This is a genomic window from Kibdelosporangium phytohabitans (genome assembly GCF_001302585.1).
Lineage (GTDB): Bacteria > Actinomycetota > Actinomycetes > Mycobacteriales > Pseudonocardiaceae > Kibdelosporangium > Kibdelosporangium phytohabitans.
The window spans coordinates 7,570,280-7,597,070 of the sequence record NZ_CP012752.1 but is presented as its reverse complement, the minus strand read 5'-3'; the positions used below and the strand labels follow the sequence as shown (position 1 = coordinate 7,597,070).

The 26,791-nt window shown below is 68.6% G+C and carries 27 protein-coding genes and 1 pseudogene; 18 read left to right on the top strand and 10 right to left on the bottom strand.

Annotated features, from left to right (window positions below):
• Positions 1 to 97 precede the first annotated feature (97 nt).
• Positions 98 to 1,336, top strand: coding sequence for an MFS transporter (locus tag AOZ06_RS34175; protein ID WP_157233412.1), 1,239 nt, complete (start codon positions 98 to 100; stop codon positions 1,334 to 1,336).
• Here the strand turns inward: AOZ06_RS34175 and AOZ06_RS34170 are convergent.
• Positions 1,305 to 2,270, bottom strand: a complete 966-nt coding sequence (locus tag AOZ06_RS34170; RefSeq protein ID WP_063810166.1) for a D-2-hydroxyacid dehydrogenase — start codon at positions 2,268 to 2,270, stop codon at positions 1,305 to 1,307. The two genes, AOZ06_RS34175 and AOZ06_RS34170, sit on opposite strands and share 32 nt — an antisense overlap.
• A gap of 92 nt (positions 2,271 to 2,362) precedes the next feature.
• Between AOZ06_RS34170 and aroQ the strand changes: the two genes are divergently transcribed.
• Positions 2,363 to 2,950: a gamma subclass chorismate mutase AroQ gene (gene aroQ / locus AOZ06_RS34165; RefSeq protein WP_054293155.1), complete on the top strand. Its 588-nt coding sequence runs from the start codon at positions 2,363 to 2,365 to the stop codon at positions 2,948 to 2,950.
• A 5-nt stretch (positions 2,951 to 2,955) separates the two neighbouring features.
• On the opposite strand, the gene AOZ06_RS34160 is transcribed toward aroQ, so the two are convergent.
• Complete coding sequence (locus tag AOZ06_RS34160; protein ID WP_054293154.1) at positions 2,956 to 3,375, bottom strand: cupin domain-containing protein; 420 nt, start codon at positions 3,373 to 3,375, stop codon at positions 2,956 to 2,958.
• Positions 3,376 to 3,748: 373 nt separating this feature from the next.
• On the opposite strand from AOZ06_RS34160, the gene AOZ06_RS59200 reads away from it, so the two are divergent.
• The 4 genes from AOZ06_RS59200 to AOZ06_RS57020 all read left to right on the top strand — a co-directional run bounded on the left by AOZ06_RS59200 (position 3,749) and on the right by AOZ06_RS57020 (position 5,521).
• Positions 3,749 to 4,009 (top strand): LuxR C-terminal-related transcriptional regulator, encoded by a 261-nt coding sequence (locus tag AOZ06_RS59200; protein WP_054293153.1) that lies wholly within the window; start codon positions 3,749 to 3,751, stop codon positions 4,007 to 4,009.
• A gap of 100 nt (positions 4,010 to 4,109) precedes the next feature.
• Positions 4,110 to 4,445 (top strand): hypothetical protein, encoded by a 336-nt coding sequence (locus AOZ06_RS34150; protein ID WP_157233411.1) that lies wholly within the window; start codon positions 4,110 to 4,112, stop codon positions 4,443 to 4,445.
• Between the two features lie 26 nt (positions 4,446 to 4,471).
• Positions 4,472 to 5,323 (top strand): LLM class F420-dependent oxidoreductase, encoded by an 852-nt coding sequence (locus tag AOZ06_RS34145; RefSeq protein ID WP_054293151.1) that lies wholly within the window; start codon positions 4,472 to 4,474, stop codon positions 5,321 to 5,323.
• An 81-nt stretch (positions 5,324 to 5,404) separates the two neighbouring features.
• Positions 5,405 to 5,521: an FAD-dependent oxidoreductase gene (locus AOZ06_RS57020; protein WP_157233410.1), complete on the top strand. Its 117-nt coding sequence runs from the start codon at positions 5,405 to 5,407 to the stop codon at positions 5,519 to 5,521.
• Positions 5,522 to 5,567: 46 nt separating this feature from the next.
• Here AOZ06_RS57020 and AOZ06_RS34140 read toward each other — a convergent pair whose 3' ends face one another.
• Both AOZ06_RS34140 and AOZ06_RS34135 read right to left on the bottom strand, forming a co-directional pair.
• Entirely contained in the window at positions 5,568 to 6,941 is a 1,374-nt protein-coding gene (locus tag AOZ06_RS34140) for an aspartate aminotransferase family protein (protein WP_054293150.1), read from the bottom strand.
• A gap of 110 nt (positions 6,942 to 7,051) precedes the next feature.
• Complete coding sequence (locus AOZ06_RS34135; protein ID WP_054293149.1) at positions 7,052 to 7,546, bottom strand: Lrp/AsnC family transcriptional regulator; 495 nt, start codon at positions 7,544 to 7,546, stop codon at positions 7,052 to 7,054.
• Positions 7,547 to 7,700: 154 nt separating this feature from the next.
• On the opposite strand from AOZ06_RS34135, the gene AOZ06_RS34130 reads away from it, so the two are divergent.
• Positions 7,701 to 9,080 carry an APC family permease gene (locus AOZ06_RS34130; RefSeq protein ID WP_054293148.1) on the top strand — a complete coding sequence of 460 codons (1,380 nt, stop codon included), beginning with the start codon at positions 7,701 to 7,703 and terminating at the stop codon, positions 9,078 to 9,080.
• 29 nt (positions 9,081 to 9,109) lie between these two features.
• Positions 9,110 to 10,525: an aminobutyraldehyde dehydrogenase gene (locus AOZ06_RS34125; RefSeq protein ID WP_417999978.1), complete on the top strand. Its 1,416-nt coding sequence runs from the start codon at positions 9,110 to 9,112 to the stop codon at positions 10,523 to 10,525.
• On the opposite strand, the gene AOZ06_RS34120 is transcribed toward AOZ06_RS34125, so the two are convergent.
• Positions 10,522 to 11,670, bottom strand: a complete 1,149-nt coding sequence (locus AOZ06_RS34120; RefSeq protein ID WP_054293147.1) for a trans-sulfuration enzyme family protein — start codon at positions 11,668 to 11,670, stop codon at positions 10,522 to 10,524. The genes AOZ06_RS34125 and AOZ06_RS34120 overlap by 4 nt on opposite strands.
• Before the next feature lie 60 nt (positions 11,671 to 11,730).
• Here AOZ06_RS34120 and AOZ06_RS34115 point away from each other — a divergent pair, with 60 nt between their 5' ends.
• On the top strand, positions 11,731 to 13,146 hold the full coding sequence (locus tag AOZ06_RS34115; RefSeq protein ID WP_054293146.1) for an aminotransferase-like domain-containing protein: 1,416 nt from the start codon (positions 11,731 to 11,733) through the stop codon (positions 13,144 to 13,146).
• On the opposite strand, the gene AOZ06_RS60525 is transcribed toward AOZ06_RS34115, so the two are convergent.
• From AOZ06_RS60525 to AOZ06_RS34100, 4 genes are all read right to left on the bottom strand, one after another.
• On the bottom strand, positions 13,127 to 16,108 hold the full coding sequence (locus AOZ06_RS60525) for a glycoside hydrolase family 2 TIM barrel-domain containing protein (RefSeq protein ID WP_236952464.1): 2,982 nt from the start codon (positions 16,106 to 16,108) through the stop codon (positions 13,127 to 13,129). The genes AOZ06_RS34115 and AOZ06_RS60525 overlap by 20 nt on opposite strands.
• Positions 15,990 to 17,447, bottom strand: coding sequence for a carbohydrate ABC transporter permease (locus AOZ06_RS62275; protein ID WP_218921823.1), 1,458 nt, complete (start codon positions 17,445 to 17,447; stop codon positions 15,990 to 15,992). The genes AOZ06_RS60525 and AOZ06_RS62275 overlap by 119 nt, the downstream gene beginning before the upstream one ends.
• Positions 17,357 to 17,809 (bottom strand): extracellular solute-binding protein, encoded by a 453-nt coding sequence (locus AOZ06_RS34105; RefSeq protein WP_157233407.1) that lies wholly within the window; start codon positions 17,807 to 17,809, stop codon positions 17,357 to 17,359. Before AOZ06_RS34105 ends, AOZ06_RS62275 begins: the two co-directional genes overlap by 91 nt.
• Before the next feature lie 296 nt (positions 17,810 to 18,105).
• On the bottom strand, positions 18,106 to 19,101 hold the full coding sequence (locus tag AOZ06_RS34100; RefSeq protein WP_054293143.1) for a LacI family DNA-binding transcriptional regulator: 996 nt from the start codon (positions 19,099 to 19,101) through the stop codon (positions 18,106 to 18,108).
• Between the two features lie 97 nt (positions 19,102 to 19,198).
• Between AOZ06_RS34100 and AOZ06_RS34095 the strand changes: the two genes are divergently transcribed.
• The 6 genes from AOZ06_RS34095 to AOZ06_RS34070 all read left to right on the top strand — a co-directional run bounded on the left by AOZ06_RS34095 (position 19,199) and on the right by AOZ06_RS34070 (position 24,102).
• A complete protein-coding gene (locus AOZ06_RS34095) occupies positions 19,199 to 19,801 on the top strand; it encodes a hypothetical protein (RefSeq protein ID WP_236951832.1) in 603 nt (200 codons plus the stop codon).
• The gene (locus tag AOZ06_RS34090) at positions 19,798 to 20,436 is read left to right on the top strand and encodes a fibronectin type III domain-containing protein (protein WP_054293142.1); all 639 of its coding nucleotides are present in this window, start codon (positions 19,798 to 19,800) and stop codon (positions 20,434 to 20,436) included. The genes AOZ06_RS34095 and AOZ06_RS34090 overlap by 4 nt, the downstream gene beginning before the upstream one ends.
• Before the next feature lie 12 nt (positions 20,437 to 20,448).
• Complete coding sequence (locus AOZ06_RS34085; protein WP_054293141.1) at positions 20,449 to 20,847, top strand: type III secretion system chaperone family protein; 399 nt, start codon at positions 20,449 to 20,451, stop codon at positions 20,845 to 20,847.
• Between the two features lie 639 nt (positions 20,848 to 21,486).
• The gene (locus tag AOZ06_RS34080) at positions 21,487 to 21,951 is read left to right on the top strand and encodes a hypothetical protein (RefSeq protein WP_157233406.1); all 465 of its coding nucleotides are present in this window, start codon (positions 21,487 to 21,489) and stop codon (positions 21,949 to 21,951) included.
• 165 nt (positions 21,952 to 22,116) lie between these two features.
• Positions 22,117 to 23,004 carry a LysR family transcriptional regulator gene (locus AOZ06_RS34075; RefSeq protein ID WP_054293139.1) on the top strand — a complete coding sequence of 296 codons (888 nt, stop codon included), beginning with the start codon at positions 22,117 to 22,119 and terminating at the stop codon, positions 23,002 to 23,004.
• 42 nt (positions 23,005 to 23,046) lie between these two features.
• Positions 23,047 to 24,102 (top strand): tartrate dehydrogenase, encoded by a 1,056-nt coding sequence (locus AOZ06_RS34070; protein ID WP_054293138.1) that lies wholly within the window; start codon positions 23,047 to 23,049, stop codon positions 24,100 to 24,102.
• Between the two features lie 30 nt (positions 24,103 to 24,132).
• Here the strand turns inward: AOZ06_RS34070 and AOZ06_RS34065 are convergent, their stop codons facing one another.
• Positions 24,133 to 24,486 carry a YybH family protein gene (locus AOZ06_RS34065; RefSeq protein ID WP_054293137.1) on the bottom strand — a complete coding sequence of 118 codons (354 nt, stop codon included), beginning with the start codon at positions 24,484 to 24,486 and terminating at the stop codon, positions 24,133 to 24,135.
• A gap of 70 nt (positions 24,487 to 24,556) precedes the next feature.
• On the opposite strand from AOZ06_RS34065, the gene AOZ06_RS34060 reads away from it, so the two are divergent.
• The 3 genes and pseudogenes from AOZ06_RS34060 to AOZ06_RS34050 all read left to right on the top strand — a co-directional run.
• Positions 24,557 to 25,423 carry a LysR family transcriptional regulator gene (locus tag AOZ06_RS34060; protein WP_054293136.1) on the top strand — a complete coding sequence of 289 codons (867 nt, stop codon included), beginning with the start codon at positions 24,557 to 24,559 and terminating at the stop codon, positions 25,421 to 25,423.
• A 5-nt stretch (positions 25,424 to 25,428) separates the two neighbouring features.
• Positions 25,429 to 25,707, top strand: a complete 279-nt coding sequence (locus tag AOZ06_RS34055) for a helix-turn-helix domain-containing protein (RefSeq protein ID WP_157233405.1) — start codon at positions 25,429 to 25,431, stop codon at positions 25,705 to 25,707.
• A gap of 210 nt (positions 25,708 to 25,917) precedes the next feature.
• A pseudogene (locus tag AOZ06_RS34050) lies at positions 25,918 to 26,703 on the top strand (glycoside hydrolase family 16 protein); the annotation flags it as partial.
• Positions 26,704 to 26,791 lie beyond the last annotated feature (88 nt).

Genomic DNA, 26,791 nt, shown 5'->3' with positions numbered 1-26,791 from the left:
GGAGTTGCTCACCGCCAGGTCGAGTGCAGGGATCGTCGAGTGACGCCCACCCCTGGAGCCACCGCCCGGAACCCGTGTCGAACATACGTTCGAACACGTGCTACGGTCTGCGGTCGGCGAAGGGGGAGAGATGATCCGCGGCTCGGTCTGGCCCGCTGGTGTGGTGTTCCTGCTGGGGCTCAACCTCCGGCCCGCGGTCACCAGTCTCGGCGCGGCGCTGCCCGACATCGATCCGGGGATCGGTGACGCCGTTGCGGCGGTTCTTGTCGCGCTTCCCTTGTGGGTGTGTGGAATCGGTGGCCTGCTGGCGCCGAGGCTGCAGGCCGCGCGTGGTACACAAAGGACGGTTCAGGTCGCGCTCGTCCTGCTGGCCGCCGCGCAGGCGGTCCGGGTCATGGGTGGTTCTGCGCTCCTGGTGACCGGAACTGTGCTGGTGTGCGTGGCGATCGCTTTGACGGCTACCATGCTTCCGTTGCTGGTCGGGGGAAAGTCGACGCTGTTCAGCGTGTGCTACACGCTGTCGCTCGGCTGCGGCAGCACGGCCGGCGCGCTGATCACGCCGTGGGTCGTCAGTCACTCGTCGTGGCGGTTCGGCTTGGCCGTGTGGGCGCTTCTGGCGGCCGTCACGGTCCCGCTGGTCAGAGGGCTGGACGGAACCCGGCCGCGGCTGGGTTCCGCGCGGGTGCGGACCGTGGCGGGATCGGGGATCGCCAGGAGTCTCACGGTCTACTTCGGACTGGTCTCGGCCGTGACGTTCCTCGTGATGGGCTGGTTGCCCGCGATCCTGCGGGACGCGGGCGTGCAGGCTGATGCCGCCGGTGCCTGCCTGAGCCTGTGCATGGTGCTGGGGCTGCCGATGATGTGGCTCGTGCCGTGGTGGCTGCACCGGCGGCGCAGCCAACCTCTCCTGCTGGTGTTTCTCGTGCTGCCGAGCATGATCGGTGTGGTCGGCTTGCTCGTCGATCCCGCCGGGGCGCCGTGGTTGTGGGCGGCCGGGCTCGGTGTCGGCATGGGCGGGATCGCGTTGGTGCTGACCAGCATTCCCCGCCGGGCCGGTGGGGACCCGCGGATCACCACGGCGTTGTCGGCGATGGTGCACGGCTGCGGCTATCTGATCGCGGGCGTGTGCGCGCTCACGTGCGGGCTCGTGCACAGTGTGACGCAGTCGTGGAACGTCTCGCTGGTGATGGTCCTGATTGTCCTGTGTGGACAAGCGGTGGCCGGGTTCGCCGCCGTGCGGCCCGGTTCGGCCCAGCCGGGCGCGCTGCCCAGGCAACGCGCCGCGGCGGTGGCGCCGGACCGGGTCAGTGCCAGTGTTTCTTGTCCACCACGTTGATCAGCTCCTGGCCCGCGGCGAACCGTTTGGCGTTCTCCTCGATGACGGCGAACCTGCGTGCCTCGCTGTGCGGCCCCGCGCCCGCGACATGCGGCGTCAGCAATACGTCCGGCCGCGCCCACAGCGGGTGGTCCGGCGGCAGCGGCTCGGTTTCGTAGACGTCCAACGCCGCCCCGGCGAGTTCTCCCCGCGCCAGCGCGTCGTTGAGCGCGTCCAAGCGCAGTGTCGGGCCACGGCCGACGTTGATCAGGTAGGCGCTGGAGCGCAGCAGCCCGATCCGTTCGGCGTCGAACATCCCCTCGGTCTCGGGCGTGTGCGGCACCGTGATGATCACCAGGTCGGCCTTGCCGAGCTGGTCGTCCAGCTCACTGGACGGCAGGACCTCGGCGAACCCGGCCGAGTCCTGCGGCCGCGCGTCGACGCCGACGACCCTGGTGCCGAACGCGGACAGCATCCGGCCGACCTCCCTGCCGATCGCGCCGACGCCGACGACCAGCGCGGACGTCTCGGCCAGCGTGAGCACGGACCCGGGATTCCAGTCCGGCGCCCAGCTCGACTGCGCCTGCGCACGGACGTACTGCGGAATGCCACGGGCCAGCGCCAGCACGAGCGCCATGGTGTGCGTGGCGACGTGGTCGGTGTAGGTGTCCCGCATGTTGGTCACCACGAGCGGGTGCTCGATCAGCCGAGGGTGGTAGAACCCGGCGGGCGGCCCGGCCTGCGGCGCTTGCAGCCAACGCACCTTCTCCGCGTGCGCCAGCAGGTCCTCGGGCAACGCGCCGTACGCCGCCTCGGCCTCGCGGAGCGCGACGGCGGCCTCCTGAGCGGTGCCGGGGCGCAGCACCCGCAGCCCTGGCACTGCTTCGGTGAGCCGTTGCGGCCAGGTCGCGGTGTCGTCCTGATGTGGCGGCACCATCACCAACGTGAAGCTCATGGCTCGCATTATCCCTGCTCACACGGCCAGCAACAGAACGCCGGTGCCCGCGTCGACCGACCGGACGAGCACACAGCTGTACCTTTGAGTTCATGCGGGTGCGGTACATGTTCGTCGTGGCCCTGGCCGCGATGGTCGTCGGCGGTACGGGCACTGCGGTGGCGGCTCCGGCTGCCGAGCATGCCGGCGTGGCGGGGCCGTTCAGGCAGCTCACCGAGCTTGCGGTGCAGCGGATCCAGCTCGGTGACCTGGTCGCGGCCGCGAAGTTCGGCACGACCCAGCCGATCGACGACCCGGTTCGCGAGAAGCAGGTGCTCGACACGGTCGCCGCGGAGTCGGTGCGGCTGGGGATGGCGCCCGAGCCGAACGTGCGGTTCTTCCGCGCGCAGATCGAGGCGAGCAAGGTCGTCCAACGTGGACTGTTCAGCAGGTGGGAACGGGACCCGTCGCAGCGCCCGAGCCGCAGGCCGGACCTGGCCAGGCAGGTCCGGCCGCGGCTGGATCGGCTGACCGCGCAGCTGCTCGGCGAGCTGCGGGCAACGCTGGAGGCCCGCCGACCGGGCGTCGTCTGCGAGGTCCGCCGGATCCAGGCCGAGGTGACCGCCGTTTTCGTTCACCGGCTGGACAAACTGCACCGCGACGCGGTGACGGTGTCGCTGCGTCCCGTTTGCGCCGCTTGACCGGCCTACTGGAAGTCGCAGCCGGGGTTGGGCGAGTCGACTGACAGCGGTGCTCCCTCCGGCAGGACGTACAGCACGTCCAGCACGACCGGCGTCGTACCCAGGTTCCGGCCGACGTGCACGTTGTCCCTGCCCGGTTGCTCGACTATGGGACTGCCGGTTTCGTAGATCCCGTCGAGCGAGCAGTCCGCCTTGTTGTGCGTCAGCGTGCCACCGCGGATCACGCCGTGGAGGGTGCCCAGGTGGTGGTGCCACCCGGTCGATCCGCCCGGCGCGATCGTGATCTCCCTGACGACGTAGTCCTTGCCGTCGGCGGTCGTTTTGCTGATGATGGTTCCCGTGACGCCGCTCGACGGGGTGGCGTCGGCCGTGGGCGCCGTCAGCGCCAGCGCGCCGACGGCCAGTGTCACCGCGGTAGCCCGCATGGGGGTGTCTCCTTTCGAGGATGGAGTGCTCCTGGCCCCATTGTCCGCCCCCGCGCCATCGTGGACTGTCCACTGTCGACGTTCATCCAGGCCGAATGCCCGAATGGCCACCGCACTCTGCGCGAAAACTCCTGGCCGAACGCCTTGCCGACCGCCTTTGCCGGTGTAGCGTCGTTCGTGTCGCACTGCGATGGGGTGCGGCGGCCTTCGTAAGCGTTTCCGACCGGATGTGGGGGCAGGGCCCACGTCCGGCGCTGCCCGGTGCCGGTACCCCCTTCGGCACCGGGGGAGCGCTCGAGGCAAAGCCTGGTGTGGTGTCGGCGCTGGCGCCACACCAGGTGACCTACCGACGTCGTATCGGGAGCCATGCGAGATGAACCCCACTACTCAGCCACGTGTTGTCGTCCTCGACCGTGAACAACGGGAGTTGTTGCGCCTGCTGGCCACCGGCCTGCCGGACACCGCGATCGCCCGCCGGATGTCGCTGGCGCCACGCACTCTCGCGCGCCGGATCTCCAGCCTGTACCAGACTCTCCAGGCCGACAACCGGTTCCAGGCCGGTGCGGCGGCCGAACGGCTCGGTCTGCTCACGGGTGCCCGCGCGGACGAGCGGTCCGACCCGCTGGCCGTGTGAGCGCGTCCGCCTGATCACCGCCGTTCGAACACGTGTTCGAATCTGTGGTAGGTTCTTCGTCGGTGCAGTGGTGTTCGGGAGCCGACGGGGATGGGCGGACATGCGTACTCGAGTGATCAGGATCTACCAGCCGTGGTCGACGCCTGTCCGGGCCGCGTGTTACACCGACCCCGCTGTGCTGCCCGAGATCGACGCGTGGGTCGATCGGTTGCGGGAGCAGGGTCTTGTTCCGCCGGACGTCGACTTCGTGATCAGGGACGGCGGCGGCGGTCCGGTTGGCGTGCTCGACGACCACGATGGCGAGCACGAGTTGCACCCCGCGGGTTTCCTCGTTTTCGGGCGCGGGCGGCTGCGTGTGCTGGACGAATCCGCGTTCTACGGTCAATACCACGACCCGGCGCGCGACGAGATCTGGACCGAACCATTGCAAAACTGAAACGTGTTCTAATATCGTGCCGAGGTGTGCGGTACGGAATCGTTCTGTTCACCAGTGATCGCGGCATCGTGCCCGCGGCGGCCGCCGCCGCGGCCGAGCGGGCCGGGTTCGACTCGTTCTACGTGCCGGAGCACACCCACATCCCGGTCAAACGGGAGGCGCCGCACCCGCACACGGGCGACGCGTCGCTTCCCGATGACCGATACATGCGCACGCTGGACCCGTGGGTGGCGCTCGCGACCGCGGCGTCGGTGACCACGCGGATCCGGCTGTCGACGGCGGTCGCCCTGCCGGTCGAAAGCGACCCCATCACCCTGGCCAAGACCATTGCCAGCCTGGACCACCTCTCCGGCGGGCGGGTCACCCTTGGCGCGGGGTTCGGCTGGAACGTGGACGAACTCGCCGACCACGGTGTGCCGGGCGCGAAACGGCGGACCGTGCTGCGCGAGTACCTGGAAGCCATGCGGGCGCTGTGGACTGACGACGAGGCGAGCTACGCCGGTGAGTTCGTGTCGTTCGGCCCGAGCTGGGCGTGGCCGAAGCCCGTGCAGGCCCGGATCCCGGTGCTGATCGGCGCCGGCGGCACGGAGAGGACCTTCGCCTGGATCGCCCGCTCGGCCGACGGCTGGATCACCACGCCGTACGAAGTGGACATCACCGACCAGGTCGCCCGGTTGCGGGACATCTGGTGTGCCGCCGGGCGCAGCGGCGAGCCGCAGGTCGTCGCGCTGGGCGGGCGGCCGGACCCGGATCGCTTGGCGCACTTGGCGGCCACCGGGGTGTCCGAGGTGGTGTTCGGGTTGCCGGACCGGGCGGCGTCGGACGTCGAGCCGTGGATAGCCGGACTCGGTGGCAAACTCGGCCTGCAGGCAGGGTAATCACCACCGATACCCGTTGAGGCAACGGATTCCGCGTCGGAGCCGGTCGGTTACTGCCACCGCTATGCCGGCTGCGAAGGCATGCGCCAGGGCAACATCCACATCGCCGGTGAGCACACGTCAGTGGACTACCGGGGATACATGAACGGCGCGGCGGAGACCGGCGCCCGTGCCGCCGGGGAGATCCTCGGCACGTGACAGGACTCGTGAGCGGTTGTCGTCGCAACCGCTCACGGTGGTCCGGTCAGAGCAGCTGCCAGGCCTCGGTGAGGACCTTGCGCAGGATCTGCTCGATCTCGTCGAACTGCTGCTGGCCGCAGATCAGCGGCGGGGAGAACTGGATCACCGGTTCGGCCCGGTCGTCGGCACGGCAGTACAACCCGGCGTCGAACAGCGCGCCCGACAGGAAGCCGCGCAGCACCCGCTCGCTCTCCTCGGCGGAGAAGGTCTCCTTCGTGGCCTTGTCCTTCACCAGTTCGATGCCGTAGAAGAACCCGGCGCCACGCACGTCACCGACGATCGGCAGGTCGGTCAGCTTGTCCAATGTGGACTTGAACGCGGACTCGCTGGCCAGCACGTGGCCGTAGAGGTCCTCGCGTTCCATCAGGTCCAGGTTGGCCAACGCGACCGCGCAGGACACCGGGTGCCCGCCGTAGGTCGAGCCGTGCAGGAACGTGTTGGTGCCCGTCAGGTACGGCTCCACCAGGCGGTCGCTGACCAGCACCGCGCCGAGCGGGGCGTAACCGGACGTCAGGCCCTTGGCCACGGTGATCATGTCCGGCTGGTAGCCGTAGCGCTTGGCGCCGAAGTCGTGGCCCAGCCTGCCGAACGCGCAGATGACCTCGTCCGACACCAGCAGCACGTCGTACTGGTCGCAGATCTCACGGACCCGCTGGAAGTAGCCCGGTGGCGGCACGAAGCAGCCGCCGGTGTTCTGCACCGGCTCGAGGAACACCGCCGCGACCGTGTCCGGGCCCTCCATCTCGATCGCCTGCGCGATCTGGTCGGCCGCCCAGCGACCGTAGGCCTCCGGGTCGTCGCCGAACACGGGCGCGCGGTAGATGTTGGTGTTCGGTACCTTGATCGCGCTGGGCACCAGCGGCTCGAAGTCCTGTTTGGCCGCGGGGATGCCGGTGATCGACAGCGCGCCCTGCGAGGTGCCGTGGTAGGCCAGCGAGCGGCTGATCACCTTGTGCTTGGTGGGTTTCCCGGTCAGCTTGAAGTACTGCTTGGCCAGCTTCCACGCGGTCTCGACGGATTCGCCGCCGCTGACGGTGAAGAACACGCGGTTGAGGTCGCCGGGCGCGGCTGAGGTCATCCGTTCGGCCAGCTCGATGGCCGTCGGGTGCGCCGTGCCCCACAGGGGGAAGTAGCCGAGCTCGCGCGTCTGCTCGGCGGCGGCCTGTGCCAGTTCCTCACGGCCGTGCCCGACCTGGACCGCGAACAGACCGGCGAGGCCGTCGAGGTAGCGCTTGCCTTCCGCGTCGAACACGTAGGCGCCCTCGCCGCGCACGATCACCGGTGGCGGGGTGTCGGCGAAGGTCGAGTGCCGGGTGAAGTGCATCCACAGGTGCTCGCTGGCGGAACGGGCCAGGTCGGCGGCGTCGTAGGCGGTCATACCTAGCTTTATCGCACACCGACAGCCGGTGTGCAAGTGAATCAGTCGCCGTTCACCCGCGTGACCGCGATATCCGTGATGCGGATCGCGTCAAACTACGGATTCCGTTGTCAGCGGGTACCCCATTGGTAGGACTGCTTGCGGAGTTTCAGGTAGACGAGCGTCTCGGCCTTGCGCACGCCGGGGATCGCGCGGATCCGGGTGGAGACCAGCTCGAGCAGGCTGGCGTCGTCGCTGCAGATCGCCTCGCACAGGATGTCGAACCGGCCCGCGCACACCACCACGTAGTCGATGCCGTCCATCCCGGCGAGCGCGTCGGCGACCGGCTCGAGCGGGCCGTCCACGTTGATCGCGATCATGGCCTGGCGGAACAGCCCCACCTGCATCGGATCGGTGACCGCGACGATCTGGATCACGCCCGCGTCCGACAGCCGCTGCACCCGCTGGCGCACCGCGGCCTCGGACAGGCCGACGATCTTGCCGATGGTCGAGTACGGCATCCGGCCGTCCTGCTGCAACTGCTCGATGATCTGTTTGGCGATGTCGTCGAGCAGGGGGGCCGCCGCCCGTTCCGGCGCCGTGTTTTTCCGGTTCACGCCGGGCATTATGACCGCTCGGTCAGGTCCGGCCCGGGACGGACGTATCCGGGACGTGTCGCGGCGTGAACAACGAATTTCGTAGTTCATGGCCGTTGACTTTGCGGGATTCGCGTTGTTCTATGCCTCACACCACGATGTCGTGATGCGAGGAGGCTGGTGGATGACGGAAACAGCGTCTCCCGTGACGGCCGCGACCGGTGAAACCGGGCGCCCGCGGCCGCTGACCAGGTCGATCGGCGTTTTCGGGGGAACGCTGTTGACGTTGAGCTGCCTGACGCCCGCGTCGTCGCTGTTCGTCGTGGTGCCGCCGTTGCTGGGGGAGACGGGCACCGGAACGGCACTGACCATCGCGTTGGCCGCCGTGCTCTGCGTCGGTGTCGCCCTGTGCTACTCCGAGCTGGGCACGCTCGTGCCCAGCGCGGGCGGTGAGTACGCGATGGTCGGAACCGTCGCCGGACGGTTCGCCGGATGGATGATGTTCGTCCTGTCGCTCGTCATCGTGCTGATCATCCCGCCGATCATCGCCCTGGGCACCGCCGGCTACCTGCACTCCGTCATGGATGTCGACCCACGCGTCGCCGGTGCGGCCGTGATGCTGCTCGGCACCCTGATGGGCCTGTTCAACCTGCGCGCGAACGCCTGGATCACCGGCATCTTCCTCGCGCTCGAAGTGGTCGCCGTCGCCGTGGTGGCGTTCCTCGGCTTCGGCAACGTCCAACGCCCGGCGTCCGTGCTGGTCAACCCCACGATCACCGAGCCGGCCCAGCCGCTCGGCGCGATCACGGTCATCGCGGGTCTCGCGGTGGCGCTGTTCGTCCTGCAAGGCTTCACCACCGCCGTCTACCTGTCCGAGGAGATGCACAACCCGCGCCGCACAGTGGTCCGCACGGTGCTGTGGACGCTGGGCATCGGCGCGCTGGTCGTGCTCGTTCCGGTCGTCGCGATCACACTGGGAGCGCCCGACATCACCGCGCTCACCGGAGGCGACATCGCCGCGATGGTCACCGGCTGGAGCAACAGCGGCGTCGGCGTGTTCGTCAGCCTCAGCATCGCGCTCGCGATCATCAACGCCGTGATCGTGATGGTCATCCAGAACTCCCGCGTGCTGTACGCCTCCGCACGCGACCAGACGTGGCCGGACGGGCTGAACAAGGCGCTCGGCACGGTCAGCAGGCGGTTCTCGTCGCCGTGGGTGTCCACTTTGGTCGTCGGAGTCGGCGGCGCCGCGCTGTGCTTCGTGTCCGTCGACACGCTCAACGGCGTGACCAGCGTGGTCGTCGCCGCCCTCTACCTCGGCGTCGCGATCGCGACGCTGACCGGCCGCCGCCATGCGCACCGCACCGCGCCCGCGTGGCGGATGAAGGGCTGGCCGGTGCTGCCCGCGCTGATCGCGATCGCGCTGATCTACATCGTCGTGCAGCAGTCGCCGCAGGATCTGCTGATCACCCTCGGGGTGCTGATCGCGGCTACCGTGTACTGGGCGGCGTACCTGCGCCCACGCTCAGCCAACCGCTTCCTCGTCACTGTACCGACCGAATGACATCGGAGATTCTGTTGTCCGACAAGCAAGTGTTCCGCAACTTCGTCAACGGAGAGCACACCGACGCGGCTGACGGGCGCACGCTCGACATCGTCAACCCGGCGACCGGCGAGGTCTACGCGACATCGCCGCTGTCCGGTCAGTCTGATGTGGACGCCGCATTCGCCGCGGCCGGGTCGGCGTTCGAGACCTGGCGGGACACCACGCCGGCGGAACGCCAGCTCGCGCTGCTGCGGATCGCCGACGCGCTGGAGTCCCGCGCCGAGCAGTTCGTCGAACGGGAAGGCGAGAACACCGGCAAGCCCCTCGCGGTGACCCGGGTGGAGGAGCTGCCCGTCGCGGTCGACCAGATCCGGTTCTTCGCGGGCGCCGCCCGCGTGCTGGAGGGCAAGTCCGCGGGGGAGTACCTCAGCGGCTTCACCTCGTACGTCCGCCGTGAGCCGGTCGGTGTCTGCGCGCAGGTCACACCGTGGAACTACCCGCTGATGATGGCGATCTGGAAGATCGCGCCCGCGATCGCCGCAGGCAACACCCTCGTGCTCAAGCCGTCGGACACCACCCCGGCCACCACCGCCATGCTCGCCGAACTGGCCGCCGAGTTCCTGCCGCCGGGCGTGCTCAACGTCGTCTGCGGCGACCGCGACACCGGCCGTGCGCTGGTCACGCACCCCACGCCGCAGATGGTCTCCATCACCGGCTCGGAGCGGGCCGGTATCGAGGTCGCCGGCGCCGCCGCCGCCGACGTCAAACGCGTGCACCTCGAACTGGGCGGCAAGGCACCGGTCGTGGTGTTCGCCGACGCCGACATCGCCGCCGCGGCCAAGGCCATCGCCGCCGCCGGGTACTTCAACGGCGGCCAGGACTGCACCGCGGCGACCCGCGTGATCGCCGCCGCCGAGGTGCACGACGACTTCGTGGCAGCGCTCGCCGAGGAGGCCAGGCAGACCACGACCGGCCGCCCCGACGAGGACGTCTACTACGGCGCGCTGAACAACTCCGGCCAGCTGGCCAGGGTCAGCGGCTTCATCGACCGGCTGCCGGACACCGCGACCATCCACAATGGAGGATCGCGGGTCGGTGAACGCGGCTACTTCTACGCGCCGACCGTGGTCTCCGGGCTGGCACAGGGCGACGAGATCGTCACCGACGAGATCTTCGGCCCGGTCATCACCGTGCAGCGGTTCGCCGGCGAGGCCGACGCCGTGCGGCTGGCCAACAGCGTGCGCTACGGCCTGGCCTCGTCGGTGTGGACGCGGGACCACGCCACGGCGATGCGGACCTCACGGCGGCTGGACTTCGGCTGCGTCTGGATCAACACCCACATCCCGATGGTCGCCGAGATGCCGCACGGCGGGTTCAAGCACTCCGGCTACGGCAAGGACCTGTCCATGTACGGCCTGGAGGACTACACCAGGATCAAGCACGTGATGTCCGCGCTGGACTAGAGCGAGTCAAGGGCCTGCTGGATGTCGGTCCACAGGTCGTCGGGGTGCTCGACCCCGACGGCGATCCGGACCATGTTCCCGTTGACCCCGGCGGTCCGCTGCTCATCGGCGCTCAGGTGCCGGTGCGAGGTGGTCGCCGGGTGCATCACCGTGGTGTCGGTGCCGCCGAGCGAAAGCGTGTTCATCACCAGTTTCAAGCTGCCCATGAACTTCCGCGCGTCGGTGACCTCGACGGCGAACGTGGCGCCGTAGTCGCTCAGCAGCTTGGTCGCCCTGGCGTGGCTGGGATGCGTGGGCAGCCCGGGGTGGTGCACCGCCGTCACCGCCGGATGCCCGGCCAGCCGCGCGGCGAGCGTGGTGGCGGTCGAACACTGCCGGTCCACCCTGAGCGCCAGCGTCTTCAGGCTGCGGATGAGCAGCCAGGCGGTGAACGGCTCGACGATCACGCCGAGGTTCGCCGCGCGTTTCCAGGCGTCGGCGTACAGCGCCTCGCCGGCGAACACCGCGACACCCGCGATCACGTCGTGGTGCCCGCCCAGGTACTTCGACGCCGAGTGGATCACGATGTCGGCACCGTGCTCGATCGGACGGCACAGCAACGGCGTGGCGAACGTGCTGTCGACCGCCGTGAGCACGCCGTGCCGCTTGGCCTCGGCGGCGAGCCCAGGCAGGTCGGGCACGTGACCGATCGGGTTGCCGATCGTCTCCAGGTACAGCAGCTTGGTCGTCGGCCGCAGCGCCTCGGCCACCTCCATCGGGTCCACGCCGTCGATGTAGGTCACCTCGACGCCCCAGCTGTCGATGAGGTGGTTGAACGCCGCGACAGTACCGCCGTACAGCGCCTTCTGGGCGATGATGTGGTCGCCGTGCCGCAGCGTCGTCTGCAGCACGGCGCTGACCGCGCTGCTGCCTGACGACGTGACCAGCGCGTTCGTGCCGCCCTCCAGGTCGGCCATGGCGTCCTCGAGCGCGCGGGTCGTCGGGTTGGTGTACCCGGTGTAGCCGAAGGATTCGGGTGAGCCCGCCGCCGCGGCCACCTCGTCCAGACCGTCGAACCGGAAGTTGGCCGTCTGGTATAGCGGGACGGACACGGGGTGGCCCGGGTCGGGGGCGGTGATCTTGGCTGCTCGGGTTTCTCGGTGCATGATCCGAGTCTGTCCGGCGAATTGGCCCTATGGCAGAGCCAATCTGGCAGAATTGGTCTGGTGACGAGACCGGACGACCTGGTGACCAGGCTCGGCCGCTGGTCGGCCGGGCGTGGTCCGTTGTACCTGCTGCTCGCCGGACGGATCCGGCGGCTGATCGACGAGGGCGAACTGCAACCAGGCAGCCCCCTGCCGCCCGACCGCACGCTGGCCGCGGCGCTGGCGGTGGGCCGCACGACGGTCGTGTCCGCCTACGACCTGCTCGCCCAGGAAGGCAAGATCGTCAGACGGCAAGGCAGCGGAACCAAGGTGTCCCCGGCCCCGCTGCGACCGGACCGCCCGGCGGACACGACCAACCCGCTGTTCGTGCACCTGCTCGACCCGCTGGACAAGATCGTCCAGCTGACCTGCGCCGCGCCGAACGCGATGCCCACGACCGTGACGGACGCGTACCGCGAGGCGCTCAGCGTCAAGATCACCGACGACATCGGCTACCACCCGCTCGGCTACGACGGCCTGCGGTCCGCGCTGGCCGACCGCTACACCTCGCGCGGGCTGGCCACGACACCCGGCCAGATCCTGGTGACCACAGGCGCCCAGCAGGCGCTGGCCCTGCTCGCGCGGCTCATGGTCGCGCCGGGCGACAAAGTCGTGGTCGAGGCGCCGACGTACCCCGGCGCGCTGGAAGCGTTCCGCGAGTCGACAGCGGACTTCATCGGCGTACCGGTCGGCGACACCGACGGGCTCGTCCGCGCGATGCGCCAGCGCCCCGCGGTCGTCTACGTGATCCCGACCCACCACAACCCGAGCGGCGCGGTGATGTCCACGCTGGCGCGGCAACGCCTCGGCGCGATGGCCGCGGACCTCGGCGTCCGGCTGATCGAGGACGAGGTACTGGCCGAGCTGGGATTCGACGCCGAGACACCGCTGCCGATCGCGGCACACGGGCCCGCGGTGACGATCGGTTCGCTGAGCAAGGTCGTGTGGGGCGGGCTGCGCGTGGGCTGGGTCCGCGCGCCCGAGTCGGTGATCATGCAGCTGGCCAGGCTGAAAGCCGTGCACGACCTGGGCAGCAACTACCTCGGCCAGGTCGCGGCGGTGTCCCTCGTGTCCGCGATGGACTCACTGCGTGCCACACGGGTGGCGGCCCTGCGCTCCCAGCACGCCGCCTTGTGCGCCGCGTTGCGCGAGCACCTGCCGTCGTGGGAATTCACTCCGGCGGTAGGCGGCCAGAGCGTGTGGATCAAACTCCCGCACGGCGACGCGGTGTCGTTCGCCCAGTTGGCTTTGCGGCAAGGTGTGGCGGTGCTGCCCGGCGGCTCGCTGGACGTGACCGGCGGCGGCAACGACCACCTGCGGATCCCGTTCATGGAGCCGCCGGACGTCCTGGTGGGCGCCGTGGCCCGGCTCGCCCGCGCCTGGAACGACTACGTCCCAGGCGCGCCTTCGGCTTCGCTCACGACCCTAGTGGTCTGAACGTCAGCTCGATGCTCGCCGCGTGCGCGTGCAACTCGTGCTGCGGCAACACACCCGGGCCGCACGACGCCGTGCCCAGACCGTTCTGGGCGATGTCGAGGTTGAGGTGGATCCACTCGCCAGGTTCGAGGTCGGTGGTGTGCCCGGCGGCGTCAAGCTCCTCGGATGTCCACCGCCTCGCGGTGAACTCGAACGTCGGTGCACCTTCGATCCTGATGCCCCGGCCGGTGTCGTCGGTCAGCTCGGCCCAGCGGACCTCGGTGCGGTTGCCGTTCTCCTGCGGGAAAACGTACGGCGTCTGCATCCCGTCCACTGTCGACCGGAACCGGCCCACGGCCGCCGCTTGCCTGCTGTCGGCGTAGGCCTCGCCGGGGCCACGGCCGAACCACTCCACGTTGCCGAACTGCCGCGGTATCGCCGTTCGCAGGCCCAGCCGGGGGAGCGTGCACGGCCATTCGCCGTCCGGCTCAATGCCGGCCTTCAGGTGCAGTTCGGATTCGTCGCCGGTCCAGGTGTAGGTCACGAGCATGCCGAATGCTCTGGCCGGTGGGGCCACGCGGGTTCGTTCATCGCTGATCACCCTGTGCTGCAAGCGGTGCAGACCCGCTTCACGCCAACGCAGTGCTTCACCGGGGCGGTCGTTCTCGGTCGGCGCCCGCCAGAGATCCAGCTTCGGCTGAACGATCGGGATTCCCCCGATCTCGTGGGGCGCTTCGGCTCTCGGCTTGGTGACGGAGGCGACCCGCCGATGGGGTGTGACGTTGAGTTGTCCCCACGCTATCGGGTGATTCGCGCTCGCCCAGGCTGTGTCGTTGGCCAGCGCTGCTGTGACCGTCACCCACGACTCGCCCGCTGTCTCGGGCAGTTCCGGCAGTTCGAGCGTGATTTCCCGGCCCGGCCGGAGCCTGGGCGCCGCGAGCGTCCCCGCGGCGACCTCGACGCCTTCCTCCTCCAGTTTCCACGCGAAACTCAGGTGTTCGAGCCCGGAATAGTCGTAATGATTAGCCACCACAACCTTCCACCTGTCCACACCCTCGCCGCGCCCCACTCCCACCCCTTCTCCCGCCGGTAGACTGGACAGGGGACGCCCCCCGGGAGTGGTGGGGGATGCTTTCTTGAAGGTTTGGGGTGGTTCGGCGGTTTTTGGGTTTGACCGATCGGGGCTGAGGGGCGCCGGCTGGCCCTGGGTTTCAACGGTGTGGGGGTCGGCGGTTTTCCACGTTGCTGCTCCGGGTCGGGTTGCCTGGCGGGTGGTTTCCGGGTCGGCGAGTTCGGTGTTCGGTGGGCCGATGCGGACAGGTTCGAAGATCTTCTTGAGTTCGCGCAGGCCGGGAGACGGGCTGCGGTCGGGGAACACCAGGCCGTCGATCACGAAGCTGCCGTCGTGGATCGTCTCGCCGAAGTCTCCGCCATATGCGTAGAACAGGCGGCCTTCCGGGTCTTGTCGTGCGATGCCGTGGTCGAGCCATTCCCAGACGAAGCCGCCTTGGCAGCGTGGGTACTTCTCGAACAGGTCGCGGTATTCCAGCAGGCCGCCGGGCCCGTTGCCCATGGCGTGCGCGTATTCGCATTGGATGAACGGCAGCTTTGTCGTGCGGCCGATTTCGTCGACCTCGGCGTGTGAGGCGTACATGCGGCTGTAGACGTCGACGTACTCGCACGCGGCGTCGCCTTCGTAGTGCACCGGGCGGGTCGCGTCGCGGGAACGGGTCCATTCGGCCATCGCAGCGAGGTTGCGGCCGGTGTGGGATTCGTTGCCCAGTGACCACATGATGATGCTGGGGTGGTTCTTGTCGCGCTCGACCATTCTGGTCATGCGGTTGAGGTACGCCGCTTCCCACCGCGGGTCGTCGCTGGGGTTGCGGTCCCAGCCCACTTCGGAGAACCCGTGGGTTTCCAGGTCGCATTCGTCGATCACCCACAGCCCGTACTCGTCGCACAGGTCGAGGAAGGCCGGGTGGGGCGGGTAGTGCGAGGTCCGTACCGCGTTGATGTTGTGCTGCTTCATCAACAGCACGTCGGCGCGTGCGGTTTCGTATGGCACTGCGCGGCCCAGCGTGGGGTGGTGTTCGTGCCGGTTGACGCCCCTGAGCATGATCGGTTGGCCGTTGACCTTGACTTGTCCGTCCTCGATGGTCACGGTGCGGAACCCGATCCGCAGTGGTACTCGCTCACGATCCGAAGCCGGGTATCCGTCGTACAGGCGCGGGTTCTCTGCTGTCCACGGTTCGACGGTGCCCGCGTCGATCGAGGCGTCCACCGACGCACGCAGGATGCCCAGCTCCGGGACGGACAGCCATGCCACGCCGTCGACCTCCACGCGGAGCCGGCCCTGGCCTGTGGTGTGGTCGTAGTCGGCGCGTACCCAGTAGTCCGCGATCCCGCCCGTCGGCCTCGCGTGCAGTGTGACGTCACGGAAGATCCCCGACAGCCACCACATGTCCTGGTCCTCCAGGTAACTTCCGGACGACCACTGGTGCACGCGCACCGCCAGCACGTTCCCGTGCTCCCGCAGCAGGCCGCTGACGTCGAACTCGACTGGCAGCCGGCTGCCGCGCGTCACGCCCAACTCGGTTCCGTTGAGCCAGACCCGGCCGCACGAGTCGATGCCGTCGAACCGCAGCACGGCAGGGTGGGCGAGCCAAGTCGCCGTGAGGTCGAAGGAAAGGCGGTAGTCACCGGTCGGGTTGTCCGACGGCACATGGGGCGGATCGATCGGGAACGGGTACTGCACGTTGGTGTAGGCCGGTTTGCCGAAGCCGTGCATCTGCCAGTTCGACGGAACGGCCAAAGTGGACCACGACGAGTCGTCGAACGTGTCCTGTTCGATCCCCGCGGGTGCGTCAGCCGCGGTGGGGGACAGGTGGAAACGCCAGTCGCCGTTGAGACTCAGCGACGGCGCGTCCGACGTGAAGGCGGAACGTGGTGGCAGGGCGCCGTTTCCTGGGGACACGTCGTCGATGTAGGACATGCTCACCTTTCAGCCTTTCACCGCGCCCGCGGCGATGTTGCGGATGAAGTGCCGTGCCCCGAACAGGAACACGATCAACAAGGGGAGGACTGCCCTCAGCGTACCGGCCATGACGAGGCTGTAGTCGGCGCCGCACAGGCCGATGAGCTGGTTCAGCGCCACTTGCAGGGTCACGTTGCCGGTGTCCACGTTGGCGATCAACGGCCACAGGTAGTCGTTCCACGTGTTGACGAACGTGAAGATCCCGAGGAACGCCAGCGCGGGACGCGGGGATCGGCAGCGCGACTGTCCAGAACGTGCGGAAGAACCCGGCGCCATCCACTTTGGCCGCTTCGCTCAGCCACGCCACCGGGTCCAGCCCGATCCAGCGGATGAACGCGTTGAGGATGCCGAACTCCGGCGAGAAGATCGAGCCGAACACGATCGCCATGGCCACGATGGACGTGACGTTCGGCGTGAAGTACGCGATCCGGTGCAGGCCCTCGAACCGCACGGACGAGTTCAGCCCGACCGCGATCAGCAGCGCCGGCACGGTCATCGGCACCGTCGACATCACCCAGATGACGAACGTGTTGCCGATCGAGTTCCAGAACTCCAGGTCGGTCACCAGGAACTCGAAGTTGCTCAGCCCGACCCACTCGGCCGGCCCCGATCCCGTCCCACGCTGGAAAGCCAGGTACAGCGAGTACAGCACCGGGTAGGCGCCGAACACCGCGAACAGGACGAAGAACGGCGAGATCGCCAGGTACTGCGGCAGATGGCGCAACGGCTTGCGGGACGTCGTCCTGCCGGGGACCGTCACAGCACACCTCGCCGCTGCAGCAACCGGTTGATCGATCGCAACGCGTCGCGCCAGCCCTGGGTCTTTTCCGGTGGCCTCCACGTTCACCAGTTCGTCGGTGAAGAGGTTGCTGACGTCGATGTCCTGCGGGCTGAAGTAGGCCGGTTGGACGTCCTTCGCCGCCAGGGCGAAGACGTCCACGGTGATCTGCCCGCCGAAGAGCGGGTCCGGCCTGCGCGCCAGCGGATCGTCGAAAGCCGTCGGCGCGGAGGGGAACAGGCCCACGTCGACGTAGTGCCGTGCCTGGTTGGCCGGGTCGAGCAGCCAGCTGACGATCTCGAACGGGCGTTGCGGGTCCGCCGCGTACCGGCCGTTGTTCCACGCGGCGTGCCGGTCGACCGAGCCGGAATCGGCGTCGGTGTCCACGTACCCGGCCGTCAGGCCGCGGTGCACGGCGGTCACCGCACGGTCCCACGCGAGCTGAACGTGCGCTTGGCCGCCGATGAACCGGTGCTCCCGGTCGAGGTACTTGCGCGGTTGCTGCGCCATGGAGTACGTGAACACCCGGTGCCGAACGCGAAGTAGTCGTCCCAAGTGGACACCGCGCGGGCCACGTCGCCCGGTTCGCCCGGGAAACCGGCCTGCGGGAACAGGTCGTGCCGGTAGTACAACGCCGCCGGGCCGGTGTCGACGGGGAAGCCGAGCAGCCTGCCGTCCGGTGTCGTGCCCGCCTGCCACTTCCACGGCAGGTACTGGGCTTCGAGCCGGTCCGCGCCCAGCGTGTTCACGTCGACGAACTGGTCGGCGTCCTCGAAGTACCCGGCGACGTCGTCGTTGAGCATCGTCATGTCCGGGATGTGGGCGCTGCCCGCCAACGCGGCCAGCAGGCGGTGCCGGAGGCTGTGGCCCACGTTGGACGGGTTGAACCCCCGCTGCCGCGAACCGGGTGGCGGCTTCGGCCAGCACCTGGTCGGACAGGCCACGGGTCCAGTACCAGAGGGTGAGCCAGCCGGGGCTGGCCGTGCGCGGGCTGGTGCACCCCGCGAGCGCCAGCAGCGCAGCCCCAGCTCCCGCCAGGAATCCTCGTCGATCCACGGCCACTGAACCACCTCCGGCAGGCACGTCAGTCAGTGGACTGTGACCGATCACGTGACCGGTCACGGCCGGAGTGTGGAACGGCCCGCACCGCACTGTCAAGGATCCGGGGTCAGGCCGACCCGCGCAGCAGCAGCGTGGCCCTGATCGTGGCCGAGTCCGGTTTCGTCCCGGCGAGCAACTGGCTGACCTGGTCGATCGCGGTCGCGCCGACCGCACGCGTGTCGATCCGGACGCTGGACAGCGGCGGTTCGACCATGCTGCCGATCGCCAGGCCGTCGAAGCCGACCACCGCGAAGTCGGCCGGGACCCGCCTGCCCAGCAGCCGCGCCTGGAACATCGCGCCGATCGCGATCACGTCGTTGTACGTGAAGATCGCGTCCAGCTCGGGGTGCTCGTCGAGCATGGCGGCCATGGCCCGTTGCCCGCCTTCGATCGACTGCGCCGCACCGGTGACGTACGTCGGCAAACCGTGCTCCCGCATGGCTTCCCGGTACCACGTGTACCGCACGCTGGCATCGTGGTGGTGGTCGTGGTCGTGGTCGAGCATGCCGATGTGCCGCCTGCCGCTGCCTGCCAGGTGCGCGATGGCCGCGCGCACCCCGTCCTCGCCGTCCACCTTGATCTCGCCGAACCGGCTGCCGAGGGTCTCGCGTCCGATCTGGACGACCGGCATCCCGCCGGTGTGCCGGTCGATCACGTCGTCCGGCTGGCCGAAGTAGCCGACCACGGCGTCCACTTGCGACCCGAGCACGGCGAGAGTGGACAGTTCCTGGTCCGGGTCGTCGGCGGTGTCGTAGACGACGACGTGCCAGTCGCGGCGGCGCGCGGCTTCCAGTGCGCCTGCCGCGACTTCGGTGAAGTACGGGTTGAGCAGGTTGGGGATGACCAGGCCGACGGATGTGCTGTCCTGCCGGACGAGCCCGCGGGCGAACCGGCTCGGCCGGTACCCCAGTCGCTTGGCCGTGTCGAGCACGCGCTGCTTGGTCGTCGTGTCGATTTCGCCTTTGTCGTTCAGCGCCCGCGACACCGTCTGGTACGACACCCCGGCCGACTTGGCGACGTCCCGGATCGTTGTCCGTTTGCCCGGCACCGGCCCACCCGTCATTTCGACGACGTTAGCAGCACACCCCTTGATTTGCGCCGATCGCTGCACCTACGCTGAGGACCCCGCCGCCTCTGGGAACCCTGCACCGGAGGATTCTGTGGCAAAGAAAATCCCCATTCTCGGCGCTGTGCTCGTCAGCGCGGGCAGCCTCGTGTTGTCGGCGCCGTCAGCGACCGCACAGGTCGACGGATCGGGCTGGTCGTCCTACTCTCCCGGATTCTCGGCCCAGCAACAGGGCTGCGGCACGGTCAGCGGACTGACTTTCAGCCTCAGCTGCACCTCGACGAGCGGCGTGCAGCGCGCCGAGCGCCGCTACGACACCTACTGCGGCGGGAACCGGCAGTTCCAGGGCACGTTCAAGGTCAACAGCATGTCCGGGGACCGGATCAGCCTGAAACAGACGTTCGGCCCGTCGGACGCGGACTTCATGCTCGCGGTCGACAGCGGTCGCAGGCTGTACTCCGTTCGTGGTGGCGGCGCGACCATCGCACCGGCCGGAACCGCCCCGAACGGCCGGTCGGTCACGGTCAACACCGTGCACTCCGGCTCGACGCACAAGATCTACATCAACGGCCAGCTGAAGCTGACGTACGGCGGCCTGAGCGGCTGCCACTACGACAAGTTCGGCGCCTACCGCACGGACACGGGGAAGGGCGCCATCTCGGTGACCTGGAGCAACATCAGGTTCTGGCAGAAGTGATCAGCAAGCTCATGGCGGTGTCGCTCGTGGTGCTGGCCGGATGTTCGGCCGGTCCCACGGGCGATGCCCCGAACCTCACTGCTGATCTCGTCACGCCGGTCGACGTCGACCTGTCGTGGCGTGTCCTGGATGCCGCGGCGGCCGGTCAGGTGGTCGAGTACGCCAACGAGGAGAAGGGCGACTACACCGTTCTCGACTTCCTCCCGGTCACGAGAACCACGTACCAGCACACGGACCTGATCCCGCAGACGAGGTTCTTCTACCGGATCCGGTCGTACTACGGAACAGCGTCGGCACCAGTCGCAATCGGAGAAGGTGTTCGACCGCCGGCACCGCCTGCTCAGCTGCCTGTCCGTGATCCCCAAGGCGCGCCAACGGATTTGGTGGTGACAGCGACGAACGCGGACAACGTCACGGTGACGTGGACCGATCGGACAAGTGACGAGGAGGGCTTCATCATCGAGGTCAAGGCGAACGGGGCGCCGGATTTCGCGATGGCGGCGATGGTGGGCGCGAACCTGGCGAGCTACGAGCTGGGCGTGCGACCGGAGGAGAGAAAAGGGACATATCGGATACGTCCGTACGCGTTCGGCGCGTCGACCAACATCGCCGGTCGCACAACGGGTTCGGCTTAGTAGGGTGCTCATGTGGCGACGTGGGACGAACTTGCGGAATACATCCGGGCCGAATACGACGTGATCTCGGACAAACCGGGCGAACTACGCCTGGAGTACGTGTTCGACGAGGAGAGCGACCGCACCCAGGTGATGATCGTGGTGCGGGAAGAGCTGGACCGGAAGTACGAGTGGGTCCAGATCGCCACGCCACTGGGCCTGGCGAAGGACTGCGACCTGCACCGGCTGCTGGAAACGATCGGCCAGACGACAGTGTCCGGCGGCGCGGCCATCATGGGCGAGCACATCGTGATCCGGCACTCGCTGCCGCTGGAGAACCTGGACATCAACGAGTTCACGGACCCGTTGGCGCTGATCGCGGGGGCGGCGGACAACCTCGAGTCGGAATTCTTTGGCGGCGACAACTACTGATCGGGCGTACTGCTGCCTTTCTTCGGTGCGCTGACTGATCGTGTCGATGGTTGTGGCTTTGACACGCCGCAACTGAATGTTGCGCTTCGGTTGTGTAGCACCGAGGTGACTCGCGTGCTTGCCGTTCGGTGTGCGCCTGTTTTGGCTATGGTGCGGTTCTTGCACGGAACAAGCCTTTCCCTCGCCGGGGGGATGACCTCTGGGCAGGAGCTTTGTGTTCGGTGCTTGTGTCTTGTGCTCTGGATTCTTGGTTTTTTGGGGCAGGAGCACCCCCGAAGCCCTTCTCTGCGCTTGCGCGCTTGCCGCTCGGGTTGGTTCTGCGTTTGCCGCTGTGGCTGGTTTGCGCGTTTGCCGCTCCGGGGTGGTTCTGTGCGCTGTGCGTGAGCCGCTGGGCGGTGTTGTGCTGGCGTGAGTCGCTCGCTTTGCGCTGGCCTGCATGCGGTCGCGGTTGCTCTGTGCTTGCGCGCGTGTCGTCGGGGCTGGCCTGTCTGGGGTGGCGCTCGTTTTCCTCGTGCCGAGGCAGTCATTTGTTGAGGGCTTTTCGTTCTACGGTGACTTCTTTTGCGTACCAGGGTTTCTGGGCGGTTTGGCTTCGCCGAGTTGTGGACCGCCGCCGCTGTTTCCAGTATCGGTGACGCGGTGACCTTTCTGCTGGCCGCCGGGTTGCTGGCCATGCTTCGGCAGGTTCCCGGGAAGCCGGAATCCAAGGGCGTCAACCTGAAGGCCGACATCGCTGAGGGCGTCCGGTGGCTGTTGAACCACCATCTGCTCCGCATCCTTGCGCTGACGATGTCCGTGGCCAATGTCGTCTCTGCGGGCTTTCGCTGTGTTCGTGCTTTACGTGAGGCAGCGGCTTGGGCTCGACGAACTCGGCTACGGTCTCCTTCTCGCCACCTTCGCCGTCGGTGGTCTGGCCGGGACGTTGATCGCTCCACGGCCGCAGCGCGTGGTCCCGTCCGGGGTGCTGCTCACGCGCGGGTCGCGCAGCTCTGGCCTGTCGCGGTGGGCATTCTCGTGCTGTTCGGCGTGCACACGATGGTGTGGGGCGTCATAGTCGTCACCATCGGTCAGCGGGACGTGCTCAGTGGTTTGCTGGGGCGGTGACGAGTGTCTGTTGGACCTCGGTGGGGCTGTGCTTGGTTCGTTGCTCGGTGGGCTGTTCGCCAGCGCTATGGGTGTCACCGCTCCCTTCTGGATCGCGGCGGGGGTGATGGTGCCTGTCAGTGCGGTGGCGTGGCGGTCCTTGCGTGGAGCCTGAAAGATTCCCGTATGGACGCCAGGCAGTTGGAGTACTTTCTCGCGGTTGTCGACCACGGTGGGGTCAACCGGGCCGCGTCCGCGCTGTTCCTCACGCAGCCGTCGCTGTCGCAGGCGATCCGGGCGTTGGAGCGCGACCTCGGCCAGGAGCTGTTCCACCGGGTCGGCCGCCGACTCGTGCTCACTGATTCCGGCCGGGCTCTCGTCGAGCCCGCTCGTGATGTGATCAGGGGCCTCGCCGTGGCCAGGGACAGCGTGTCCGGGGTCGGCGGCCTCGTCACCGGGCGGGTGGAGATCGCCGCCATGCCTTCCCAGGCCGTCGAGCCGCTCAGCGGGATGATCAAGCTCTTCACCGAACGCCACCCCGGCATGCGGGTGTCCATCAAGTCCGCGTTCACCGCCCCTGACGTGCTCGAAATGGTCCGGACCGGCGTCACCGAACTCGGGCTGCTCGGCAGCAGCGAGCCGCCGAGCGCGGTCGGCATCACGCTGAAGATGTTGCGGCGGCAGCGGTTCGTCGTTGTCGCTCCTGCCGGGCGCTTTCCTGGCCGGACGGCACTCAAGGGCGAGGACCTCGACGGCCATGCGGTGATCGCCGGCCAGCCGGGCACCGGGATGCGCCGGGTGGTCGACCGGATCCGGGCCGACGGCGTCGGCCTGCGGCTGGTCGTCGAGTCCGAGCACCGCGAAGCCATCCTGCCGCTGGTGCTCGGCGGCGTCGGGCTGGCGGTGCTCACCGAGTCGTGGGCGACGCTGGCCCGCCAGGCCGGGGCGGACGTCCTCGACCTCGATCCTCCCGCGTACCTGAACATCGCGCTGGCCAGCCGGGACGCGTGGCTCAGCCCGGCGGCGGACGCGTTCGTCCGGCTTATAGCCGCAGCCTATAAGCCCGGCCGTTAACGTCACTTGGACGCGGCACGTCCCCAGTGGTGCTATCGGACGATGAAGACGCACCGCATCGCGCTCATCCCCGGCGACGGCATCGGCCAGGAGGTGACGCCCGCGGCGTGCGCCGTCCTCGACACCGTGGGCAAACGCCACGGCTACGAGCTCAGCTACGACACGTTCGACTGGTCTTGCGCCCGCTACCTGAGCGAGGGCGCGATGATGCCCGCCGACGGCCTGACCAGGCTCCGCCACTACGACGCCATCTTCCTCGGCGCGGTCGGTGACCCGGCGGTCGCCGACCACGTCTCGCTGTGGGGCCTGCTGATCCCGATCCGCCGCCAGTTCAACCAGTACGTCAACCTGCGGCCGATCCGCGTGTTCGACGGCGTGCCGAGCCCGCTGCGCGCGGCCACCCCGGCCGTGGACCTCGTCGTCGTGCGGGAGAACGTCGAAGGCGAGTACAGCGAGATCGGCGGCCGGATGAACCAGGGCCTGCCGTCCGAACTCGCCGTCCAGGAGGCCGTGTTCACCCGCACGGGCGTGTCCCGGATCGCCGACTACGCCTTCACCCTCGCCCGGGGCCGCCGCAAGCACGTCACGTCGGCCACCAAGTCGAACGGCATCGTGCACACGATGCCGTTCTGGGACGAGGTGGTCGCCGAGCGCGCCGAGGGCTTCCCCGAGGTGGCGTGGACACAGGAACACATCGACGCGTTGTGCGCCAAGGTTGTTCTCGACCCCGCGCGGTTCGACGTGATCGTCGCGTCCAACTTGTTCGGTGACATCCTCAGCGACCTGGCCGGGGCCGTCGCGGGCGGCATCGGGATGGCGCCCGCGGCGAACCTCAACCCCGAGCGGGACTTCCCGTCGATGTTCGAGCCGGTGCACGGCTCCGCGCCGGACATCGCCGGGCAGGGCGTGGCCAACCCGGTCGGGATGGTCTGGACCGGCGCGATGATGCTGGAGCACCTCGGCCACGGGGAAGCCGCGGCCGAGGTGCGCCGGGCGATCGCACGCGTCTTCGCCACGACTCCGCTGCGCACCCGTGATCTGGGCGGGACCGCCACGACGGCCCAGTTCACCGACGCGTTGCTGGACGCCCTGCCGTGAGCGTGCCGGCGCTCGGTTTCCCCTGGTTCGTCAGCTCTTGCCGGTACGCTCCGGCCGGTCGATGATCCGCAGCCACGACCCGTCCGGCTGCCTGCGCGCGACCTGCGTGCGCCCGCCTGTGCCGTCCGCCGGGACGGTCGAGGTCAGCGCGATGTCGCCGGTGATCAACGTCGGCATCGGCTGCTCGACGGTGAACTGCGGCCCGGCCGCCACGAGTTCCTTCAGCACCGCCCGGATCGCGTCCCGGCCGACCGTCGGGTGGCCGGTGGGGAAGTCGAGCACGGCGTCCTCGGCGTACAACTGGGCCAGGCTGTCGGCGTCACCCGCGTTGGCGTACTCGACGAACAGGCGGGCCAGGTCTTCTGGGTGAGTCGCTTTCTTCATGTCTCCAGCCTGCGCCCAGCCTGTCCAGAAGTCCAAGAGCTAGATCGTCTACGAGCTATAATCGCCGCTTATGGAACTCAGGCAGCTGGCGTACTTCGTCGCGGTCGTCGAAGAGGCGGGCTTCACCAGGGCCGCTGAGCGCATGCACGTGGCCCAGCCGGGGGTCAGCGCGCAGATCCGCCAGCTGGAGAAGGAATTCGGCCACCAGCTGCTCGACCGTTCCGGGCGGGCGGTCCGGCCGACCGAGATGGGCACGGCGGTCCTGCCGTACGCCAAAGCGGCGCTGAAAGCTGTGGACGACGCGCGGCTGGCGGTGGACGAACTGGCCGGGCTGGTGCGCGGACACGTCGCGATCGGCATGGTCACGTCACACCCCGTGGACATCCCCGCGCTGCTGGCCGCGTTCCACGACGACTACCCGGCGGTCGAGATCACGCTGGCGGAGGCCAATTCCGGCAAACTGGTCGACGACCTGCACGGCGGCAGGCTGGACGCGGCGATCATCGGCGTCGCCACCGACCTGCCCGGACTGGCCCTGCACGTGTTGTCCGACGAGGCACTGGTCGCGGCGGTCGGCCACGGCGATCCGCGCGCGACGGCGACCCCGATGGCGCTGACGGACCTGCGTGACCAGCCGCTGATCTGCCTGCCGAGTGGGACGGGGATCCGGGCGATCCTGGAAAACGCTTGCGCCACAGCGGGTTTCCGGCCGCGAGTGGCGTTCGAGGCCGGCACGCCGCAGGTGCTGGCGGATCTGGCCGCACGCGGCCTCGGCCTGGCGATCCTGCCGGAGTCGTTCGTGCACAACCGTCCTGACCTGCGCCCGATCACGCTGACCGGCGCCGAGTTGCGTGGCCGGCTGGCGTGGGCGTGGCGCGCCAACGGCCCGCTGAGCCCCGCTGCCAGGGCGTTCACCGCCCAGTTGGCGGGACAGTGATGACATTGACCCGGATCGAGCTGCACCAGCTGTCGGGACTTCGCCCGGTCGACTACGCGGTACTGGCGCGGCTGGCGGGCGCGCCGTGGCTCTGGCTGCCCAAAACCGAGTTGATCAGGGGGATCTACGTGACGTGGTCCCACCTCGGCAAGACCCTCGTTGGACTCGAGCGGCGTGGATACGTCGAACGCGTGCAGGCGGTCACCAGCGGCGAGGTGCGCGTCAAGCTCACCGATCCGGGGTGGGAGATCTGGAGAACCCTGCGAGATCTCGACCGGGCGTAATTCGTGAGAGCGCTCCCCTTGCTCTCCGTGGCGGAACCGGCCATACTTTGTTGGCCCTCACAACAAATCGTGTCCTGCGCGCGATCCCTGCACTTGCGTTGTGACTTCGGGGTTTTCGCGTGCCTGTGCGCCGCCGGGAAGTCCGGAAGAGAGGTGACAACGATGTCCAAACCCTTCTCCCGCCTGTCACGCGTTGTGGTCATCGCCGCGATGGCCGTGGTATGCGGTCCGGTTGCTCTCGTGCAGTCGGCCGGTGCCGACGTCGGCACCGCGGCGACGACGTTCTCCGACGAGTTCAACGGTGCCGCGGGCAGCGCCGTCGACACTCGCAAGTGGAACCTCGAAGTCGGCGACAACGTCAACAACCACGAGCGGCAGTACTACACCAACCGCACCGGCAACGCGTCCATGAACGGCCAGGGACAGCTGGTGATCACCGCCCGCGAGGAGAACCCGGGCAACTACAACTGCTGGTACGGCCGCTGCACGCACACCTCGGCGCGGCTGAACACGTCCGGCAAGTTCAGCCAGACCTACGGCACGTTCGAGGCCCGGATCAAGATGTCGCACGGCCAGGGCATGTGGCCGGCGTTCTGGTTGCTGGGCAACGACATCGGCAGCGTCGGCTGGCCGGAGTGCGGCGAGATCGACGTGATGGAGAACATCGGCAGGGAACCGAACACCGTGCACGGCACGATCCACGGCCCCGGCTACTCGGGCGCGGGTGGCATCGGCGCGGCGTACAACGGGCCGCGGTTCGCCGACGGCTTCCACACCTTCCGGCTGGAGTGGTCGCCGAACCTGCTGGTGTGGAAGGTGGACGGACGCGAGTTCCAGCGCCGCACCCCGGCCGACCTCGGCGGCCGTCGCTGGGTGTTCAACAAGCCGCACTTCGTCATCCTCAACCTGGCGGTCGGCGGCTACTGGCCGGGCGACCCCGACGGCTCCACGCCGTTCCCCAACACGCTGACGGTCGACTACGTGCGGGTGACGAACTAGCGTCCCCCTGCCCGGGAGTGTCCCCGGTCGCAACGGCGCGACCGGGGACACACTCGGCTTCCGCCTAGGTCAGGGCGATCGGCTG

Excerpts from the sequence above, each read along its gene's own strand:
- AOZ06_RS34170 (WP_063810166.1), bottom strand. The coding sequence starts at position 2,270 with ATGAGCTTCACGTTGGTGATGGTGCCGCCACATCAGGACGACACCGCG.
- aroQ (WP_054293155.1), top strand. The coding sequence starts at position 2,363 with ATGCGGGTGCGGTACATGTTCGTCGTGGCCCTGGCCGCGATGGTCGTC.
- AOZ06_RS34160 (WP_054293154.1), bottom strand. The coding sequence starts at position 3,375 with ATGCGGGCTACCGCGGTGACACTGGCCGTCGGCGCGCTGGCGCTGACG.
- AOZ06_RS59200 (WP_054293153.1), top strand. The coding sequence starts at position 3,749 with ATGAACCCCACTACTCAGCCACGTGTTGTCGTCCTCGACCGTGAACAA.
- AOZ06_RS34150 (WP_157233411.1), top strand. The coding sequence starts at position 4,110 with ATGCGTACTCGAGTGATCAGGATCTACCAGCCGTGGTCGACGCCTGTC.
- AOZ06_RS57020 (WP_157233410.1), top strand. The coding sequence starts at position 5,405 with ATGCGCCAGGGCAACATCCACATCGCCGGTGAGCACACGTCAGTGGAC.
- AOZ06_RS34140 (WP_054293150.1), bottom strand. The coding sequence starts at position 6,941 with ATGACCGCCTACGACGCCGCCGACCTGGCCCGTTCCGCCAGCGAGCAC.
- AOZ06_RS34135 (WP_054293149.1), bottom strand. The coding sequence starts at position 7,546 with ATGCCCGGCGTGAACCGGAAAAACACGGCGCCGGAACGGGCGGCGGCC.
- AOZ06_RS34130 (WP_054293148.1), top strand. The coding sequence starts at position 7,701 with ATGACGGAAACAGCGTCTCCCGTGACGGCCGCGACCGGTGAAACCGGG.
- AOZ06_RS34120 (WP_054293147.1), bottom strand. The coding sequence starts at position 11,670 with ATGCACCGAGAAACCCGAGCAGCCAAGATCACCGCCCCCGACCCGGGC.
- AOZ06_RS62275 (WP_218921823.1), bottom strand. The coding sequence starts at position 17,447 with ATGGCGCAGCAACCGCGCAAGTACCTCGACCGGGAGCACCGGTTCATC.
- AOZ06_RS34100 (WP_054293143.1), bottom strand. The coding sequence starts at position 19,101 with ATGACGGGTGGGCCGGTGCCGGGCAAACGGACAACGATCCGGGACGTC.
- AOZ06_RS34075 (WP_054293139.1), top strand. The coding sequence starts at position 22,117 with ATGGACGCCAGGCAGTTGGAGTACTTTCTCGCGGTTGTCGACCACGGT.
- AOZ06_RS34070 (WP_054293138.1), top strand. The coding sequence starts at position 23,047 with ATGAAGACGCACCGCATCGCGCTCATCCCCGGCGACGGCATCGGCCAG.
- AOZ06_RS34065 (WP_054293137.1), bottom strand. The coding sequence starts at position 24,486 with ATGAAGAAAGCGACTCACCCAGAAGACCTGGCCCGCCTGTTCGTCGAG.
- AOZ06_RS34060 (WP_054293136.1), top strand. The coding sequence starts at position 24,557 with ATGGAACTCAGGCAGCTGGCGTACTTCGTCGCGGTCGTCGAAGAGGCG.